The organism is Brevundimonas aveniformis DSM 17977 (genome assembly GCF_000428765.1).
GTDB classification, from domain to species: domain Bacteria; phylum Pseudomonadota; class Alphaproteobacteria; order Caulobacterales; family Caulobacteraceae; genus Brevundimonas; species Brevundimonas aveniformis.
Window position 1 is genome coordinate 207,549 of sequence record NZ_AUAO01000001.1, and the last position, 16,148, is coordinate 223,696.

Annotated in this window: 19 protein-coding genes, 1 tRNA gene and 1 riboswitch; of the genes, 10 read left to right on the forward strand and 10 right to left on the reverse strand. The window is 65.2% G+C overall.

Annotated elements, in window-relative coordinates; translation table 11 throughout:
* Positions 1-25 precede the first annotated feature (25 nt).
* Both G391_RS13430 and G391_RS0101035 read right to left on the reverse strand, forming a co-directional pair.
* Positions 26-637, reverse strand: coding sequence for a GIY-YIG nuclease family protein (locus G391_RS13430; RefSeq protein ID WP_035303457.1), 612 nt, complete (start codon positions 635-637; stop codon positions 26-28).
* A 38-nt stretch (positions 638-675) separates the two neighbouring features.
* On the reverse strand, positions 676-918 hold the full coding sequence (locus tag G391_RS0101035; RefSeq protein ID WP_029085862.1) for a helix-turn-helix domain-containing protein: 243 nt from the start codon (positions 916-918) through the stop codon (positions 676-678).
* A 121-nt stretch (positions 919-1,039) separates the two neighbouring features.
* Here G391_RS0101035 and G391_RS0101040 point away from each other — a divergent pair, with 121 nt between their 5' ends.
* Both G391_RS0101040 and G391_RS0101045 read left to right on the forward strand, forming a co-directional pair.
* Positions 1,040-1,612 carry a hypothetical protein gene (locus tag G391_RS0101040; protein WP_029085863.1) on the forward strand — a complete coding sequence of 191 codons (573 nt, stop codon included), beginning with the start codon at positions 1,040-1,042 and terminating at the stop codon, positions 1,610-1,612.
* Positions 1,609-1,818 carry a hypothetical protein gene (locus G391_RS0101045; protein ID WP_029085864.1) on the forward strand — a complete coding sequence of 70 codons (210 nt, stop codon included), beginning with the start codon at positions 1,609-1,611 and terminating at the stop codon, positions 1,816-1,818. The genes G391_RS0101040 and G391_RS0101045 overlap by 4 nt, the downstream gene beginning before the upstream one ends.
* Here G391_RS0101045 and terL read toward each other — a convergent pair.
* From terL to G391_RS0101060, 3 genes are read right to left on the reverse strand one after another with little or no spacing between them, the layout of a single operon-like run.
* On the reverse strand, positions 1,815-3,479 hold the full coding sequence (gene terL / locus G391_RS13435; RefSeq protein ID WP_051257031.1) for a phage terminase large subunit: 1,665 nt from the start codon (positions 3,477-3,479) through the stop codon (positions 1,815-1,817). The two genes, G391_RS0101045 and terL, sit on opposite strands and share 4 nt — an antisense overlap.
* Positions 3,472-3,861, reverse strand: coding sequence for a DUF5681 domain-containing protein (locus G391_RS15000; protein ID WP_051257032.1), 390 nt, complete (start codon positions 3,859-3,861; stop codon positions 3,472-3,474). The genes terL and G391_RS15000 overlap by 8 nt, the downstream gene beginning before the upstream one ends.
* The gene (locus G391_RS0101060; RefSeq protein WP_029085865.1) at positions 3,858-5,165 is read right to left on the reverse strand and encodes a site-specific DNA-methyltransferase; all 1,308 of its coding nucleotides are present in this window, start codon (positions 5,163-5,165) and stop codon (positions 3,858-3,860) included. Before G391_RS0101060 ends, G391_RS15000 begins: the two co-directional genes overlap by 4 nt.
* 295 nt (positions 5,166-5,460) lie before the next feature.
* Between G391_RS0101060 and G391_RS15005 the strand changes: the two genes are divergently transcribed.
* Genes G391_RS15005 through G391_RS13450 form a run of 3 tightly spaced genes read left to right on the forward strand, consistent with a single transcriptional unit; the run spans position 5,461 to position 7,780 of the window.
* Positions 5,461-5,802, forward strand: a complete 342-nt coding sequence (locus G391_RS15005) for a DUF3489 domain-containing protein (RefSeq protein WP_211226460.1) — start codon at positions 5,461-5,463, stop codon at positions 5,800-5,802.
* On the forward strand, positions 5,799-6,209 hold the full coding sequence (locus G391_RS0101070) for a DUF2924 domain-containing protein (RefSeq protein ID WP_029085867.1): 411 nt from the start codon (positions 5,799-5,801) through the stop codon (positions 6,207-6,209). The genes G391_RS15005 and G391_RS0101070 overlap by 4 nt, the downstream gene beginning before the upstream one ends.
* Positions 6,206-7,780, forward strand: coding sequence for a recombinase family protein (locus tag G391_RS13450; RefSeq protein WP_035303458.1), 1,575 nt, complete (start codon positions 6,206-6,208; stop codon positions 7,778-7,780). Before G391_RS0101070 ends, G391_RS13450 begins: the two co-directional genes overlap by 4 nt.
* 351 nt (positions 7,781-8,131) lie before the next feature.
* On the opposite strand, the gene G391_RS0101080 is transcribed toward G391_RS13450, so the two are convergent.
* Positions 8,132-8,221, reverse strand: a tRNA-Ser gene (locus G391_RS0101080).
* 138 nt (positions 8,222-8,359) lie between these two features.
* Between G391_RS0101080 and msrA the strand changes: the two genes are divergently transcribed.
* On the forward strand, positions 8,360-8,974 hold the full coding sequence (gene msrA, locus G391_RS0101085) for a peptide-methionine (S)-S-oxide reductase MsrA (RefSeq protein WP_051257033.1): 615 nt from the start codon (positions 8,360-8,362) through the stop codon (positions 8,972-8,974).
* Positions 8,974-9,318 (forward strand): MmcQ/YjbR family DNA-binding protein, encoded by a 345-nt coding sequence (locus G391_RS0101090; RefSeq protein WP_029085869.1) that lies wholly within the window; start codon positions 8,974-8,976, stop codon positions 9,316-9,318. The genes msrA and G391_RS0101090 overlap by 1 nt, the downstream gene beginning before the upstream one ends.
* Here the strand turns inward: G391_RS0101090 and G391_RS0101095 are convergent.
* Genes G391_RS0101095 through G391_RS0101110 form a run of 4 tightly spaced genes read right to left on the reverse strand, consistent with a single transcriptional unit; the run spans position 9,315 to position 12,214 of the window.
* Positions 9,315-10,031, reverse strand: coding sequence for a lysophospholipid acyltransferase family protein (locus G391_RS0101095; RefSeq protein ID WP_029085870.1), 717 nt, complete (start codon positions 10,029-10,031; stop codon positions 9,315-9,317). The genes G391_RS0101090 and G391_RS0101095 overlap by 4 nt on opposite strands.
* The gene (locus G391_RS0101100; RefSeq protein ID WP_029085871.1) at positions 10,024-10,656 is read right to left on the reverse strand and encodes a YdcF family protein; all 633 of its coding nucleotides are present in this window, start codon (positions 10,654-10,656) and stop codon (positions 10,024-10,026) included. The genes G391_RS0101095 and G391_RS0101100 overlap by 8 nt, the downstream gene beginning before the upstream one ends.
* Entirely contained in the window at positions 10,653-11,543 is an 891-nt protein-coding gene (locus G391_RS0101105) for a cell division FtsX domain-containing protein (protein WP_029085872.1), read from the reverse strand. The genes G391_RS0101100 and G391_RS0101105 overlap by 4 nt, the downstream gene beginning before the upstream one ends.
* Positions 11,540-12,214, reverse strand: coding sequence for a cell division ATP-binding protein FtsE (locus tag G391_RS0101110; RefSeq protein ID WP_035303459.1), 675 nt, complete (start codon positions 12,212-12,214; stop codon positions 11,540-11,542). The genes G391_RS0101105 and G391_RS0101110 overlap by 4 nt, the downstream gene beginning before the upstream one ends.
* Before the next feature lie 48 nt (positions 12,215-12,262).
* On the opposite strand from G391_RS0101110, the gene G391_RS0101115 reads away from it, so the two are divergent.
* The 3 genes from G391_RS0101115 to G391_RS0101125 all read left to right on the forward strand — a co-directional run bounded on the left by G391_RS0101115 (position 12,263) and on the right by G391_RS0101125 (position 15,850).
* Entirely contained in the window at positions 12,263-13,216 is a 954-nt protein-coding gene (locus tag G391_RS0101115; RefSeq protein ID WP_051257034.1) for an MJ0042-type zinc finger domain-containing protein, read from the forward strand.
* Positions 13,209-13,739, forward strand: a complete 531-nt coding sequence (locus G391_RS0101120; RefSeq protein ID WP_029085875.1) for a phosphoribosyltransferase — start codon at positions 13,209-13,211, stop codon at positions 13,737-13,739. Before G391_RS0101115 ends, G391_RS0101120 begins: the two co-directional genes overlap by 8 nt.
* Before the next feature lie 68 nt (positions 13,740-13,807).
* On the forward strand, positions 13,808-15,850 hold the full coding sequence (locus G391_RS0101125; protein ID WP_029085876.1) for an OPT family oligopeptide transporter: 2,043 nt from the start codon (positions 13,808-13,810) through the stop codon (positions 15,848-15,850).
* A gap of 28 nt (positions 15,851-15,878) precedes the next feature.
* Positions 15,879-16,092: riboswitch (cobalamin riboswitch) on the forward strand.
* The last annotated feature ends 56 nt before the right edge of the window (positions 16,093-16,148 follow it).

The window sequence follows — 16,148 nt, forward strand, 5'->3', positions numbered from 1 at the left end:
CGTCCGCTTCTGGCGCGAACCAGCCCTACTCCGCCGCCGCCATCGCCGTCAGCTTCACCCCGTCATGGGTCCAGTAGTCCGAGCCCCGGACGGTCGACCACTCGTACCCCATCTCTCGAAGCACGATCAGCGCTGACTGGCTCAGACTCATCTCCTGCCCGCGGAATGACACGGTTCTGGGCCCGGCCACCGTGCAGGTCTGGGCCGAATCCTTGGCGAAGGCCAGGACGGTCCCGACCTCCAGCCCGAGCCGATCGAACGTCAGCGGCTGGGCGCGCTTGGCCTTCTCCTCCTCGATCACCTGACGCTGCTCCGGCGTGATGGCCTGTTCGGCGTCTGACGGCGTGGTTTCGGTGATCTCGACCAGCTGGATGATAGCCTTGGCCAGATCCGGGTTGGCGGTGAAGAACTCCCGGTTCAGCCGGGCGCGCTGTTCTCCGAACACCAGGTGCAGCGTCTTCTCCAGCCGCCGGCAGTCCGGGACCCTGGCGGCATAGAAGATCTCGAAGGGAAGCGCGGTGGAGGTGTTATCCAGCTGGCGAAGCCTCTGGTTCACATCGTCGGCCTGGGTGAAGCCGATCTTGATGTAGTCCGGCATGGACGCATTGGTCAGGATGTAGACCGTGCCTTCAGACATGCAGCTCCCCCTCGTCGTGCAGACGATGAGTCTAGCTATCAGTCCTCCGACTTCCTGTCAGCCGCGCGCCTGGTGGTCCGGTCGAGCAAATCCGACCAGGTGCAGCCCAGCGCCTTCACCAGCCGCTCCACGACCGTGACGGTCGGATTGCGCGTGCCGCGCTCGAGACCGGAGATGTAGGTGCGGTGGATGTCAGCGCGGTACGCCAGTTCTTCCTGAGACCAGCCTTTCGCTGTTCTCAGCCGCTGGATCTGGAGTCCGAGTCGGCGCTGTACATCCATCTCGGCATGCAGGCCCCGATAAAGCTGATCGGGCTACATCCGATGAGTCACAATGCGACTTGACTGCCCGCCCGACCGATGGCTCGTCGCTGGACATGGCTGTTACTTATAGGATGCAATCATGACCAAGAATTCGAAGCGCGCCGCCATGTTGGCGGGCGGCGCGATGCTGCTGGCGATCTCGGCGGGACACGGGTCGGCGCAGGAGGCGGCGACGGAAGGGCCGGTGGAGGCTGAGGCTTCCGCCACCGATCCTGCGATCGGCGGCTGGCGGTTCGAGGAGATCGTCTCGCCGCTGGAAGGGACCCGAACCCTGGCGGCGGTCCTGACCTCCTCCACGGAGGTCGCTAACATCGGGGGAGCGCCCGAGCCCGTTGAGCTGTTCATCCGCTGCCAGGACGGCTCGCTCTCCGCCTTTATGGGCTGGCCGCTTTATCTGGGTCTGAACCGGGGCCGGGTCTCCTACCGGTTCGACAGCGGAGAGGTGCGCACCGAGACCTGGCAGACCAGCACGACGGGCACGGCCATCGGCCGGTTCGACGACCGGCAGGGCCGGGCCCTGATCGAGCAGATCGGCCGCAGCCGCCAGCTGGCGGTGCGGGTCCTGCCCCAGTACTTCGACCCGCGCGAGACGGTGTTCGATCTCACCGGGTCCGCGGAGGTCACCGCCCGCATCCTGGACGCCTGCTCATGATCGGGCGCGAGGTCGTCTCGGAGGGAACGCGCCTTCTCGCCACCGCCATCACCGAGATCCTTGAGGACGTCCACGTGGACGCCTCGATCGACGACAACACCGAGGACCGCTGCCGGATCGTCACCCTCGCCACCGCAGGCCGGGACGTCTCGGCGCTCGCGGCGGCGATGGAGGTGCTGACCCGGCGCGGCGAGCGGTCTCTCTAGGCAGCCATGGGAGGCGAGGCTCCCAGCTGTTCCAGCTCCTCTTCGCTCACCCTATGCCATCCACGAAATGGGATGCAGTTCCGCGTGCTGCTCTCCGGGATCCAGAAGATCCCGTGGAGATCCGGTCTGATCCGCTTACTTTGCTGGGTGTAGAAGGTGGAACTATTGTCCGACCTAAACGGCACCAAATCCTCCTGCGCCTCCTGTGGCGGATTGGTCAGGGCTTCTGCTTCACGGCGGTACCATTCCAGCAGGCCCGAATGTGGCACGGTGAAGTACTGCAGGTACTCCAGTCCCTGGGAGAAGGCGTCGACCTGATCGTCGAAGCGGCCATTCGGGAACACCTCAGCCTCGTAGAGGAAATCCGGTACCCAAACGGCCTGTTCGGGCACCAGCACCCTGCCGGCAGCCAGATGCCCGGTCAGGCCCTCCATCCGAACCTGTTTTGACCGGTGCGGCTTGACCGGGTGGGTCTTGAAGAACTGGGCCTTGGCCAGTTCCTGAAGCAGCGCAGTGCCGACGCCAGCATCCTCGATCACCACGACGTCCGCACGGAAAGCCGCCTGCAGAGACGCAACCTTGGCTTTGAGGTCGTGATACTCGAGGCGCTCGCGATAGATATCGAGCACAAATATCTGGTCTCCCACCTGGCCGAAGGTCACGCAAACGCTGAAGTCGTTGCGCAGACCGGTCTTGCTGGCTGTGTCCCAACTCTGAACGACCCGATCACAGCGGACAGGCCGGTCCTTGTATGTGAGGAACCAGCCGATCTTGACGATACCCCCGCCGGCCGGCGCGGGTCGTTGCTGGTACTGGGCGGCCCACACGGCTTCGCCGACGTCCAGCCTGAACTCGTCGAGCTTGTCCCTGGAGAACCGACCGGGATGGAGAAGATCCCCGGGCTGGCGACGCCAGACCATCTCCTCGCCGGCCCAGTTCAAGTAGCGATGCTCCTCGTCGTGCTCCGCGATGGCCGGGAGCGACAGGATCGACCAGCCCCGGCCCTTTTTCGTCACGTGGCCGAGGAAGTCGTCCTCATGGAGCCGCTGCTGGATGATGACCACCCGGAACTCGTCAGGCGAGTTTTGCCGGCTTTGGAACGTCCCGGAGAAGGCATTGTTCGCGCTTGTCCTCAGAGCTTCAGAGGCGACATCCGCGGCCTTCTGGGGGTCGTCAAAGATCATGAGATCGGAGCCGAAGCCTGTGGCTGCACCTTCAATGGAGGTGGCTTGCCGCAGGCCTCCCTGAACCGTCCTCATCATGTCGACCGCGCCACGCGGATCTTCCAGGCGGGTCGCGAAAGCCTCCTTGTACCAGGCGCTCTGCATCACCTTGCGAGTCTTGCGCGCCAGGGTGATTGCAAGGTCCCGCCCATAGCTGACCGCCATCACCGTCTTGTCGGGGAAATGCCCAAGGAAGAACGCCGAAAGAGCGATCGTCCCGCACTCCGACTTTAGATGACGCGGTGGAAGCGCCAGGGCCATGCGCCGCGTTTCCCCAAGCACGATGGCCCCGAGGTTGGCGCACACCACGTCCAGATACGGATCCCAGATCAGCGGGGTCCTGGGGTTCAGCTCCTTGAACACGAGCTTGACGAAAGTGGCGAAGTCTCGGCGCACGAGCGCCAGACGTTCGGCCCTGCGAAGGATCGGATCATCCATTGGAACCTCCATCATTTGATCCACGAAGACGGCGCGACAGGTCTTTCAGCAGCGCCTCATCGAGCGCCTCCTGAAGTTCCGCGGGCGCGACCTCGTCCGGCGCCAATCCACTGGCCGCGACGAGATAGTCGAGCAGCATCTTGCTGGCGCGCAGGTCGCCCCCGGCCGCCTTGTTGACGATCTGGGTGGCCGCCACCTTCAGCTTGCTGATCCGCCGGCTCTTGCCATTCTCGGTGACGGTGACCCGCTGACTGGCCGCCTTGGTCAGCACCTCCAGGGGATCCTTTTCGCGCTTGGGCCGACCACTCTTGTTTCCGGATGTGCCTTTCGGCCATTGCGAGTGCTTGGGCGGCTTTTTGTATCCAACCTCATAGTCGCTCATGCCGCGTCCTCCAGCTCGAGCCAATCGAACAGGGCGCCGTCCGAGCGGACCGCCTGGCCCCCTCCGTGGCGACGCCAGCGGCGGATGATCAGATCACAATAGGCCGGATCGAGTTCGATCATGCGACAGCGTCGCCCGGTGCGCTCGGCAGCCAGCAGGGTGGAGCCAGACCCGCCAAAGGGGTCCAGGACCACATCGCCGCGGGCCGACGAATCCAGCAAGGCGTCAGCGATGAGCTGCACGGGCTTGGGTGTCGGATGTTGTCCGGCCAGGTCCGCGTCCTCGCCCGAGCGCAGGAAGGTGTTGGCGCCGGGGTAGTTCCAGACGTTGGTGCGATTGCGACCAAACCGGCCCAGCTGGACGTTGTTGCGATGATGCCCTGCGCCTTTCCTCGCAACCACGACCATCTCGTGCGCGGACCTGTAAAGTGACCCCATCCCGCCGTTGGACTTGGACCAGACGCAGATGTTGATCAGGTCGTCGTAGACGGACCGCACCACGGCCAGCAGACCATGGAGGTGGCGCCAGTCCATACAGACGTAGTGCAGGCTGCCATCCGCGCTCCAGTCGGCCATAAGCCGGCTGGCAGTGTGCAGGAAGGCATTGAAGTCCGGCTCTGACATCTCGCCGGCGGCCATGGCGAACTCGCGGTGCTTGCGCTTGCCCTTGCCACTCACATGGCCGGTGATGGGCACGTTGTACGGTGGATCGGTGAAGACGACCGACGCCCGCTCATCGTCCATGAGCGCTTGGTACGTCGTCGCTTCGAGCGACGACCCGCAGATCAGCCGGTGATCGCCCAGGACCCAGAGATCCCCGGGTCGCGTCACGGAAGGTCCCGGCTCGGGGAGGATCTCTTCCTCGGCCGGCGCGGCCTCGCTCAAACCTTCGATGAAGAGATCGATCTCTCCCATCTGAAAGCCGGTGTCCTCCAGACTGAAATCGAGCTTCAGGTCCGACAATTCGGAGAAGATCTCGCCAAGCGCTCGCTCGTCCCAGGAGCCGGTCTCGACGAGCCGGTTCTCGGCGATTGCGAATGCCTGGGCTTGGGCTGGCGACAAGTGACTGAGACGAATGACCGGGACCTCGTCCATGCCCAGCTCGCGACACGCGATCAACCGCACATGACCGGAGATCATGGTCCAGTCATCCTGAGCGAGCAGTGGCACATTGTACTGATGCGTCCTGACGCTCCGCTTCACGCGCTCGATCTGCGCGCGAGTAATTTGCCGGGCGTGTTTTGGATTGATCTTGATCTGATCGATCGGGACGTACTCGATCGACAGATTGTTGCTGCGAGACATGCCTATCCCCTTCTGCTCATCGGCCGAACTGACCGATTTCGCTCACACCGACATGGTGCGAACGCACTTTCAGGCCGCGCGGGGGAGGACGTGCTCGCGACCCAGATTTGAAAACGTCGGCGCTCAAACCCGAAGGGAGCGGCCGGAACATATGAGGAACTCGAATCTCTTAACAAAGTCCTAAGCGGCGACTGGACTTCACGCTCATTGGAAGCATCAGTGGCTTGTCGCCCGCGCTCGCGGGCTCGCCTCGGTAGGGGCGCGATGGTCGCGCCTCACAGACCGAGGAATGACGATGACCACCCAACCCGAGAAGACCAAGTCGGCCCAGCCGAAGAAGGCAGCCACGGCCAAGGCTACTCCGCCGAAGGCGACTTCGCCGCGCAAGCCAGCAGCCGCAGTCCCTGTGGAGACGACGGCCGCGGCCCCGACCGGCAAGCTCGGCGCGGTCGTCGAGCTGATGCGGCGGGCTGAGGGCGCCACTGTCCAGCAGATGAGCGAGGCCACCGGCTGGCAAGCGCACTCAGTGCGCGGCGCCATGTCGGGCGCGCTCAAGAGGAAGCACGGCCTGACGATCACCTCCGAGAAGGGCGAGGCCGGCCGCGTCTACCGCATTGCAGGAGATCAGGCGGCGTGAACCCCGAGGCGATCTACGACGAGGTCCGGGCGCTGGAGCGCCTGGACCTCCACGCCCTGCGTGATCAATGGCGAAAGCGCTACGGCGAACCGCCCAAGCTCCGTTCGCGCGAACTGCTTGGACTGCAACTGGCCTGGAAGATCCAGGCCGACGCCTTCGGCGGGCTGACCCCTGAGGTGAAGGCGAAGCTGCGGGCGCCCGGCAAGATCAAAGCCGGCCCCCAACTGATGGTGGGGACCAAGCTGACGCGCGAGTGGAAGGGAGAGCCGCAGGTCGTGCGGGTAACGGACGCGGGCCTGGAATGGAACGACCAGACCTACAAGAGCCTCTCGGCCGTGGCGCGGGCCATCACGGGCATCCGTTGGAACGGCCCTCGCTTCTTCGGTCTACGGGATGAGGCGTCATGACGAAGAAGGTCCTCCGCTGCGCCATCTACACGCGAAAGAGCTCCGAAGAGGGACTGGATCAGGAGTTCAACAGCCTCGACGCCCAGCGGGAGGCTTGCGAGGCCTATGTGAAGTCTCAGGTCGGAGAAGGCTGGTCAGCGCTCGCGACCACCTATGATGACGGCGGCGTCTCGGGCGGCACGATGGAGCGCGATGGCCTGAAGGCGCTGCTGGCCGACATTCAAGCCGGCAAGATTGATGTGGTGGTCGTCTACAAGGTCGATCGCCTGACACGGTCGCTCCACGACTTCGCCCGCATCGTGGAGGTGTTCGACAAGCACCAGGTCTCGTTCGTCTCGGTCACCCAGGCCTTCAACACCACCACCTCCATGGGCCGACTGACGCTGAACGTGCTGCTGTCATTCGCCCAGTTCGAGCGCGAGGTCACCGGCGAGCGGATCCGCGACAAGATCGCGGCGTCCAAGGCCAAGGGGCTCTGGATGGGGGGCAATCCGCCGCTTGGATATGATCCCAAGGACCGCACCCTGGTGATCAACGAAGCGGAGGCCGAGACGGTCCGCCACATCTTCCGCCGGTACCTCGAAGTCAGGTCGGTCAATGATCTCCACGAAGAGCTGGCGCGAGAAGGGTTCCGGTCCAAGAGCCGGTTGACGCGGGATGGTCGCCAGATCGGCGGCAAGGTGATCGGGCGAGGCCCCCTCCTCCATCTGCTGCGCAACCCCGTCTATCTGGGTTGCATCACGCATAAGCGGATCAAGCATCCCGGCGTCCATCCGGCGATCCTCGATACTGCCCTCTTCGACGCGGTGCAGGCGAAACTGGATGGCGCGCGGGTGGTGAGAACCGCCACGGCTCGCCAGACCTCACTTCTCACCGGCATCATCTTCGACAGCGAAGGCAATCGGATGTCTCCCACCCATGGCAGAGGTAAGGGTGGCAAGCGCTATCGCTACTACGTCTCGGCGCCGTTGCAGCAAGGCGGGAAGGTTCGTTCGGAAACGATCAGCCGGCTTCCCGCGAGCGCGACTGAAAGCTGGGTGCGTGACCAGCTCGGCCGGCTGTTGCCAAGCCACGATGGGCAGACGGCGTTGGAGCGCCTCGAGGTTCGAGCAGCGTCTGTCCACCTGGCCATCCATCCAGATCGGCTCAGCCAACGAGCCTGTGAAAGACAGGATGCACAGAAGCGGTTGATCGCCGCCCTTCATGAGGGCGAAGAGTTCGAGGACGATGGCGCGCTGTGGTGGGTGCGGATTGATCGACAGCTTCAGTTCCGGGGCGGCCGGGCCTGGATCGAAGGAGCAGCCCAAGCCCCGCGACGGTTCGACGCCACCTTGGCCCGCGCGCTGAAATCCGCTCATCGGATTGCTCGGGCCCATGCCAGCCCAACAGCCCTGCTCGAGCGATCACCGACCAATCCATACGAGCGCATCCTCGTATCAATGGCCTTCCTCGCCCCGGACCTTCAGGCTGCGATCCTGGAAGGCTCGCAGCCGGCGCGATGGCAGCTGGAACAGTTGATGGCGGGCGCCGTGCCGTTTGCCTGGGCGGACCAGCATCAGGCGTTCCCATAGAGTCTTCGCAGCGTTCACTGCTGGCGCACGGGTCATTCCCTGATCTGGCTAAAATATTTCCCTGCCAAGGTGGGCCAGAATGCGTTCCGCTCACTCGCATTTCCAAGCCTACACTGGGGTTCAGAAGCCCATCGCGCGGATCGAGGGTCGAAGTTTCGCTGATAAGTTCGCTGTTACCAGGGAAACTCAAGGGAACTGGGACAGACGGAGACTGCCCGGCCCAAAATGCATGAATACGGGCGATACCAGCCCCAGAAATCAGCCGGTCGGTAGGGAATTGGCGGGAGTTCCCGCGACATTTTGGCGGGTTAGCCAGCGCTAGATCGTAGAGAGACAGTTTGGCGGACTGGCTGGCGGACAGAGAGGGATTCGAACCCTCGATAGGCTTGCACCTATACACGCGTTCCAGGCGTGCGCCTTCAACCACTCGGCCACCTGTCCATCACCCGCTGCGTCGGCATCAACAAGGACGCCCCGCATGGCGAGGCGGGGAACTAGCCCACAGCGCGGCCTGGGGCAAGGTAGGAGGGTGCAAAGTTCGCCGGTACCGCCCATATCTGTCGCGAAGGAGTACCCGCCATGACTGCACCTGCTGGCCGCCCCGATGCGATCGCGACCGACGAAACCCATTTCGTTCTGGGGCACCCCCTGAAGGGCCCCTACCCCGCCGGTCTGGAGTCGGCCGTATTCGGCATGGGCTGTTTCTGGGGTGTCGAACGCGTGTTCTGGAAGCTGTCAGGCGTGTGGGTGACCTCCGTGGGCTATGCGGGTGGCCAGACGCCCAATCCGACCTATCGTGAGGTCTGTTCGGGTGAAACGGGCCACGCTGAGGTCGTAGAGGTCATCTTTGACCCTGCGGTGATTTCGTATGGCGACCTGCTCAAGGTCTTCTGGGAAAACCACGACCCGACGCAAGGCAACCGTCAGGGCAATGACATCGGCACCCAATACCGCTCGGCCATCTACTATGCCGACGACGCCCAGCGCGCCGCCGCCGCGGCCAGCCGTGAAGCCTATCAGACAGCGTTGACCGCCGCCGGGCGGGGACCGATCACCACCGAAATCACGCCGCGCCCACCCTATTACTTCGCCGAAGGCTACCATCAGGGCTATCTGGCCAAGAACCCGGACGGCTATTGCGGCATCGGCGGGACTGGCGTGCCGTGCCCCGCTGGCCTCGGGGTTGAGGCCTGATGGATCGTCAGGGCGTCAAGCAGGTCTGCCTGGCGTTGCCGGCGGCGACCCTGGACCATCCGTGGGACCCCGACCACGACGCCTACAAGGTCGGTGGCAAGATGTTCGCCGTTATCGGGGGCATGGGCGCCATCAGCTTCAAGGTGTCGGATATCGCCTATGAAGTGCTGACCCAGAGCGGCCGGGCCAGGCCGGCCCCCTACATGGCGCGGGCCAAATGGATAAACCTGGATGACCCGTCTGACTGGCCCGACGACGAGCTGGCCGAGCATCTGCGGATTGCCCATGGCCTGATCGCCGCCAAGCTGACGAAAAAGGTGCGGCGGGAGTTGGGGCTGGATTAGGATCCGGCCCGACCGCTCAGCCGGTCCGACGCTGTTTCCACCGCCTCTTGCAGCCGCGCCATGAATTCCGCGCGTTTCAGGCCGGCGGGGAGCGGCGGCAGATACTCCACCACGACGACGCCCGGGGTGAAGCCTATGCCCTTGGCCGGCCAGTGCTCGCCGGCATTCGTCGCGACAGGCCAGCAAGGGCCGTCCAGATCACGATAGATGGCCGCGACGCCAGGCTTGTAGTCAGGCGCCGCTCCAGGCAGTTGCCGCGTCCCCTCTGGAAAGATCAGAATCTGCCGGCCTTCGGCCAGCCGATCACGGGCGCTGCGCACCATGTCCTTGAGGGCTTTGGCATGGGCTCCACGGTCTACCGGGATCATCTTCGTCTTCCAGGCGAACCAGCCGATGAACGGAACGATCATCAGTTCCTTCTTGAGGACGAAACACGGATCCCTCAGCACCGTGAACGGCACGACGATGTCGAGCATCGACTGGTGTTTGGGCGCAATGAGAGCGGCCCCGTTCGGACGGTTTTCCAGGCCTCGGACCTCGACGGTCACACCCATGATCCAGCGCAGCCCAAACAGCACCACGTGAGCCCAGATCTTGATCACGCCCATAGCCGGGCGATGGGGCATCAACAGCGCCGGCGACAGGCCGATCGCGCAGATCGGCATCGACAGGTAAAGCCAGGCTGCAAACAGGAGCCGACGAAGGCTAAGCATCAGGGGATGGCTCCGGCTCGGTCGGTTCGACCGCATCGCTGGGATGGAACAGGCGAGCGACAGCTTCGCGCACGAGGACCGCAAGATATTTGCTGTATTCGACGACCATCCGGCGTTGGCCCGTTCCCGTGCGCCACCAACTGTCCGCATGCAGCGAGGGCGTCGCCACAGGATAGGGCAGCAGCTCGGCGTTTCGCATCTGACCGCGGATTTCAAGCATGGCGCGCGGCATGTGGTAGTCGCTGGTGACCACAATCAGGCTGTCGTAGCGTTTGGCCTCTGACCAGGCCGCAATTTCCTGCGCATTGCCGACGGTGTCTTCGGCCTCGAACCCCAGATCGACGCAGCAATCGAACAGGCGGTTCGACCCCGCCGTGACCTCGCGAAGCTCGCCGCGCTGAACCTGGCGATTGACGCCCGAGACGAGCAGGCGCTCACCCCGACCGCCGGCAAGAAGACGCAAGGCTTCATTGATTCGCGCATCCGAAGCGCCCGTCAGCACGACAATGCCGTCGGCCCGGCCCGGGTCCGTGGCCGGTGTCATGCGTTCAATCCGGTCGGCAAAGGCCAACAGGCCCGCCAGCCAGATGATCAGGATCACGCCAAGGGCTGCGAGATACCTCATCCTCTCGTCTCCGTCCGGTAAGCGACGTGCAACAGGCGTCGGACCGTAAGGCGTGCCGCCAGGGCCGCCAAGCCGGCCGCCAGCACCGGCGTTGGGGCGGCCATGACAATATCCGACCAGTCAAAAGGTAGCGCGGGCGTCAGCCCCTGGTCGCCACCGCCGAGAATCACCGCCGCCAACAGACCGATCGCACCCAGCGCGCCGGCCGCGCCGGCCACCGCCGCCAGCCAGGCGAAGCGCGCCTGAAACAGATTGGCGATATAGGCATGGGTCGCCCCGGTCAGACTGAGCACCTGGACCATCTCGTGACGCGCCTGAAGGGCGGCTCCACAGGCAAAAATCACCGCGCAACCCGCCGCCAGCGCCGCCAGCCCTGCCAGCCCGATGGCCGCGAAGGTGGCGGTCTGGGCCGCGTGTCCGACATCTGATCGCCAGACGGAATGGTCGTCAACGCGGGCATCCAGCCCGGCCTCGGCGAGGGCGCGGCTCAGGGCGGCCGCCTGTGCCGGCTGATCCGGGTCCAGGCGCACAACAACAAGATGCGGCAACGGCAGGTCTGGCAGGATCGCCTCGCCCAACCAGGGCCGCAACAGACGTTCGGCCTCCGCCCGCTCGAGGGCCTCTGCCTCGATCACACCCGGGACAGCCGCCAGGATCTCCGCCGCGCGCGCCGCCGCCTGATCTCCGCTCTCGTCCGGGCGCGGATTGACCTGAACCGTGGCCTCTGCGGCCATGGCCCTCGACCAACCATCAGCCGCCCGCTGGGCCGCCGCCGCCGCCATCGCGCCAAAGGTGGCCAGGAAACACAGGATGGCCACCACGGCGAACAGGGCGACATCGCGCCCCTCGCGCGTCGGCAGCAATGGACCAGGGCGATAGGACCTCATGCCGGCACCTGAGTCAGCCGACCACGATCGAGATGGAGCGACGGCATGCCCGAGCGCCCGACCAGCTCATGGTCATGGGTCGCAATCAGCACCGTCGCTCCCAGTCGGTTCAGCTCAACGAACAGTCTGAGAATCCGAACGGCCATATCGTCGTCGACGGCTCCGGTCGGTTCGTCAGCCAGGATCAGCCACGGACGACCGACCACGGCGCGCGCAATGGCCAGCCGTTGCTTCTCGCCCGCCGACAGGGCCGGCGGATAGCTTTCGATGCGCGCTCCCAGACCCACCCAGTTCAGCAACTCCTGCACGTCTTCGGAATAGGCCTTGGGCTTCTGGCCCGCCACCCGCAACGGCAGGGCCGCATTGTCGAAGGCGGTCAGATGATCGATCAGCTGAAAGTCGTGGAAAACGACTCCCATGCGGCGGCGCAGGGACGTGCGGTCGGCCGGACTGATTCGAGTCGTTTCCTGACCGAACACCGTCACCTGCCCTCGACTGGGGGCCGCACCGAGATAAATCAGCTTCAAAAGGCTCGATTTTCCCGCTCCAGACGCCCCGGTAAGGAAGTGGAAAGAGCCGGCAGGCAAGGTGAAATCGACGTCCCGCAAGACTTCGGGGCCATAAGCGTCATAGCGCAGCCCGACGGTTTCAAACCGGACGGCGGAACTCATGGGCGCGGAGGCAGGTGAAGGCATGATGGGACGGGCGAACTCGGGGAGATGGGGCGCGACGCCCGCGACGCCATGATACTGTCCTGTCCCGACTGTTCCACTCGCTATTTTGTTCCCGATGAAGCGGTCGGCCCAAATGGCCGCACGGTTCGCTGTACCTCCTGCGGATTCGCCTGGCGCGCTGAGGGGGAAGTGACCCTCGATCTGGTGTCGGATTCCGCATCCGACAATGGCGTGCTGTCCGGCTCTGCGAGCCTCGCGTCCGATGTCGGGCCACCACTGACGGCTCCCGAACTGCCCAAGGCCTTCCGCGCCAAGGTCGTCGAGAAGCGGCGCATCCACAAGGCCGTCATCCAGGGCGCGGTCTGGTCGGTCCTGGCCATATTCGGGCTGGGCGTCATGGCCTCGGCCTATCTCTTTCGGGTCGATATTGTCGAAACGGCCCCACGCACCGCGGCGGCCTATGCGGCCGTTGGCTTGCCGGTCAACGCCACCGGCCTGGAGTTCGAGGACATCGCCGCACGCCCCGCCCCCGACGGCTCGGCCGCTGTCGAGGTCAGCTTCCGGCTGCGCAACGTCCGCGGCGCGCCCCGACACGCCCTGCCGGTTCGCGTCGCCCTGGTCGACGAGCATGGCGAGCGCATCGACACCCGCATCGTCTATCCGCCCCATGAGCCGGTGCCCGCCGGTCATGTGGTCAATCTGATCGCTGTCGTTCCCGACCCGCAAGGACATGGAACCGACGTCGACCTGGCCTTTGCGCCAGAAGCCCGACGCCCGATCCGGCAAGACGCCGCCGCAAGACCGGCCGCAGACCACCCCGGCCCCGAGCATCCACCGGTCGAAGCGGCACAGACCAGCGAGTCGGCGGGGCTTAGGCCCACCGAGCATATGGATGCGACCGCGCACGGGGCCCCAGAAGCCACACCGATCGAAACCCATAATCCAGCAGCTCTCGACAACGGACTACGCCCGGCGGTATCCGCCGGGGATCATGGCTGATCCCCACGCTCCCGAAATCCTGCTCGACGAAGAGGCCGTTCGCGCCACCGTCGAAACACTGGCTGAACGCATCGCGCCGGAGATCGATGACGAAACGATTGCCGTCTGCCTGCTGACCGGCGGCATCTGGTTCGCCGCAGACCTGACGCGGGCCCTGGCGCGGCAAGGCCGCATGGTGGGCTTCGATGCCCTGTGGCTGGCCTCCTATGGCGACGGCAAGACGTCGCGCGGAACCATCGAGGAGCGCGCTGGTCTGCAGCGCGACGTCGCCGGCAAGACGGTGCTGATCCTGGATGATGTGTTCGACACCGGGCTGTCGTTGAAGCGCGCCGTCGAGATCATCCAGACCAAGGGGGCCACCCGGGTCGTGACCTGCGTGTTCGCCTCCAAGCCGTGGCCCGAGCCCCGCGCCCTGGAACCCGACTTTGTCGGCTGGCAGGCTCCGGCCCGCTACCTTGTTGGCTACGGTCTGGATTCGGCCGGCAGGATGCGCGGCCTGCCCGGAATTGCTGCGCTGGACTGATTCACAGACTTTCCGTTGCGTGAACAACGAGGTTGCGGTTAGGTCAGCCATCCTTTGGGAGGGACCCGATGACTGACCAGACCACCGCCGCCCCCGCACGCCGATTGGAACTGACCCTTCGGGCTGTGGTTCTCGGGTGCCTTCTGGCGGTGATCTTCACCGCCGCGAACACCTATCTGGGGCTTCAGGTCGGCCTGACCTTCGCCTCGGCCATCCCGGCGGCGGTCATCTCGATGACCCTGCTCAGGGCACTGAAGAATTCGACGATCTGGGAAAATATGACGGTCCAGACCGTGGCCTCGGTCGGTGGGGCCATGAGCGCGATCATCTTCGTCTTGCCCGGTCTGGTCATGGTCGGCTGGTGGCTGGAGTTCCCCTTCTGGGAATCGGTGCTGATCTGCGTGCTCGGCGGTATCCTGGGGGTGACCTTCTCGATCCCGCTGCGCCGCGCCTTGGTGGTCAACGGCGGCCTGCCCTATCCGGAAGGCGTGGCGGCGGCCGAGGTGCTTAAGGTCGGCTCGCCGGGCGCGGACCAGAGCGACGAGGCCGTGCGGGAGAACAAGGCCGGTCTCTGGGTCGTGGTCTGGGGGGCCATCGTCTCAGCCGCCTATGCGCTCGGCGTGTCTGCCCGCGCCTTTGCAGGTGAAGCCGCACGTTTCGTCAGCCTGCCGGCGGCGCTGGGGGGCGGAGCCACCGGCATCGGCGTTGGCATGCAGTTCGCGCTGCTGGGGGCCGGCCACCTGATTGGTCTGGCGGTCGGCCTGGCCCAGCTGTTCGGCCTGTTCCTCGCCTGGGCCATCGCCGTGCCGATCATGACCTCGCTTGAGTACATCGCCTGGTGTCAGAGCCTGGGGCTCGATTCCATCGCCGCCGGCCTGGCCGGCGCTCCGGCAGAAGAGTTGGCCGGGACGGTCTGGGCGCGTGAAGTGCGCTTCATGGGGGCCGGCGTCATCGGCGTCGCCGCGATCTGGACCCTGATCAAGCTGGCCGGACCGCTGGTCGGCGGCGTCATCGGAGCCCTCGCCGCCAACAAGGCGCGCCAGTCGGGCGAGACGCTGGATATTGTCGAACAGGACATTCCGATTACCTGGGTGGCCATGCTGTCCCTGGCGTCCTTGGGCGGCATTGGTGTGCTGCTGACGGTGGTGGCCAACAGCATGGGCCTTGGCTCCGCCGGGCCGCTGCTGGTCATCGGTGGCCTGATCTATGTCGTCGTCATCGGCTTCGCCGTGGCCGCCATCTGCGGATACATGGCGGGTCTGATCGGCTCATCGAACAGCCCGGTGTCGGGCGTCGGCATCCTGGCCATCGTCGTCGCCTCGCTCCTTATGCTGGTGGTGCTGGGCATCACCGGCCTGCCGGCGGACCCGTCCGTCGTCGCCTTCGCCTTGATCGTCACCGCCATCGTCTTCGCCGTGGCCGTCATCGCCAACGACAACCTTCAGGACCTCAAAACCGCCCAGCTGGTAGAAGCCACCCCCTGGCGCCAGCAGGTGGCCCTGATCATCGGCTGTGTGGCCGGGGCCCTGGTCATTCCCTTCGTGCTGAACCAGCTGAACGCCGCTTTCGGCTTTGAAGGTGGTCCCGCCGGTATCGCCGACCAACCGCTGGCCGCGCCCCAGGCAACGCTGATTTCGGCCCTGGCGCGCGGCGTCATCTCCGGTGATCTGCGTTGGGACCTGATCGGCGTCGGTGCCGCCATCGGCGTTGCGGTCATCATCCTCGATGAGATCCTGCGCCGCACCAGTGGTGACAAGATCAAACTTCCGCCGCTGGCCGTCGGCATCGGCTTTTATCTGCCGGCGGCGGTGACCTTCATGCTGGTCATCGGCGCGGTCTGTGGCTTCCTTTACAACCGTACGGTCGCAGGTCGGTCCTATGGCGAGGTCGCCCGGCGCATGGGCGTGCTGCTGGCGTCCGGCCTGATCGTCGGCGAGAGCCTGTTCGGCGTCTTCAACGCCGCCACCATCGTCGCGACCCAGAACGCCGACTGGGCCGCCGTCCTCCCGCTCAGCGAAGGCTGGCCCGCCATGATCGTCGGTATCGTCGTCTTCGCGGCGCTGACCTTCGGCCTCTATAGCTGGATCATCCGACGGTCGGCGACGGTGTAGGGCGTCACGACCTGCACTTGAAAGCCCCCGTCAGTGCTCTGGCGGGGGTTTTCAATTGGATCCGGAATCAATACAGACACGGTCGAACGGTTCGGGGGAAGGCGGTGAGAAACCGCCACTGTGCCCGCAACGGTAAGCGGACCTCGGTCCGCCCAGTCCGAATGCCCGGTCGTTTACGTCGCTCGTCTTGCGTCCGGGATCAGACGCCAGGCCGGGAACTCCGTCGCAGCGACGCGATCGGCCGCCCTTCGCTTCGGAGGATCGCTGTCGCTGAGCCGGTCCCACGCGCGGCCTCGCG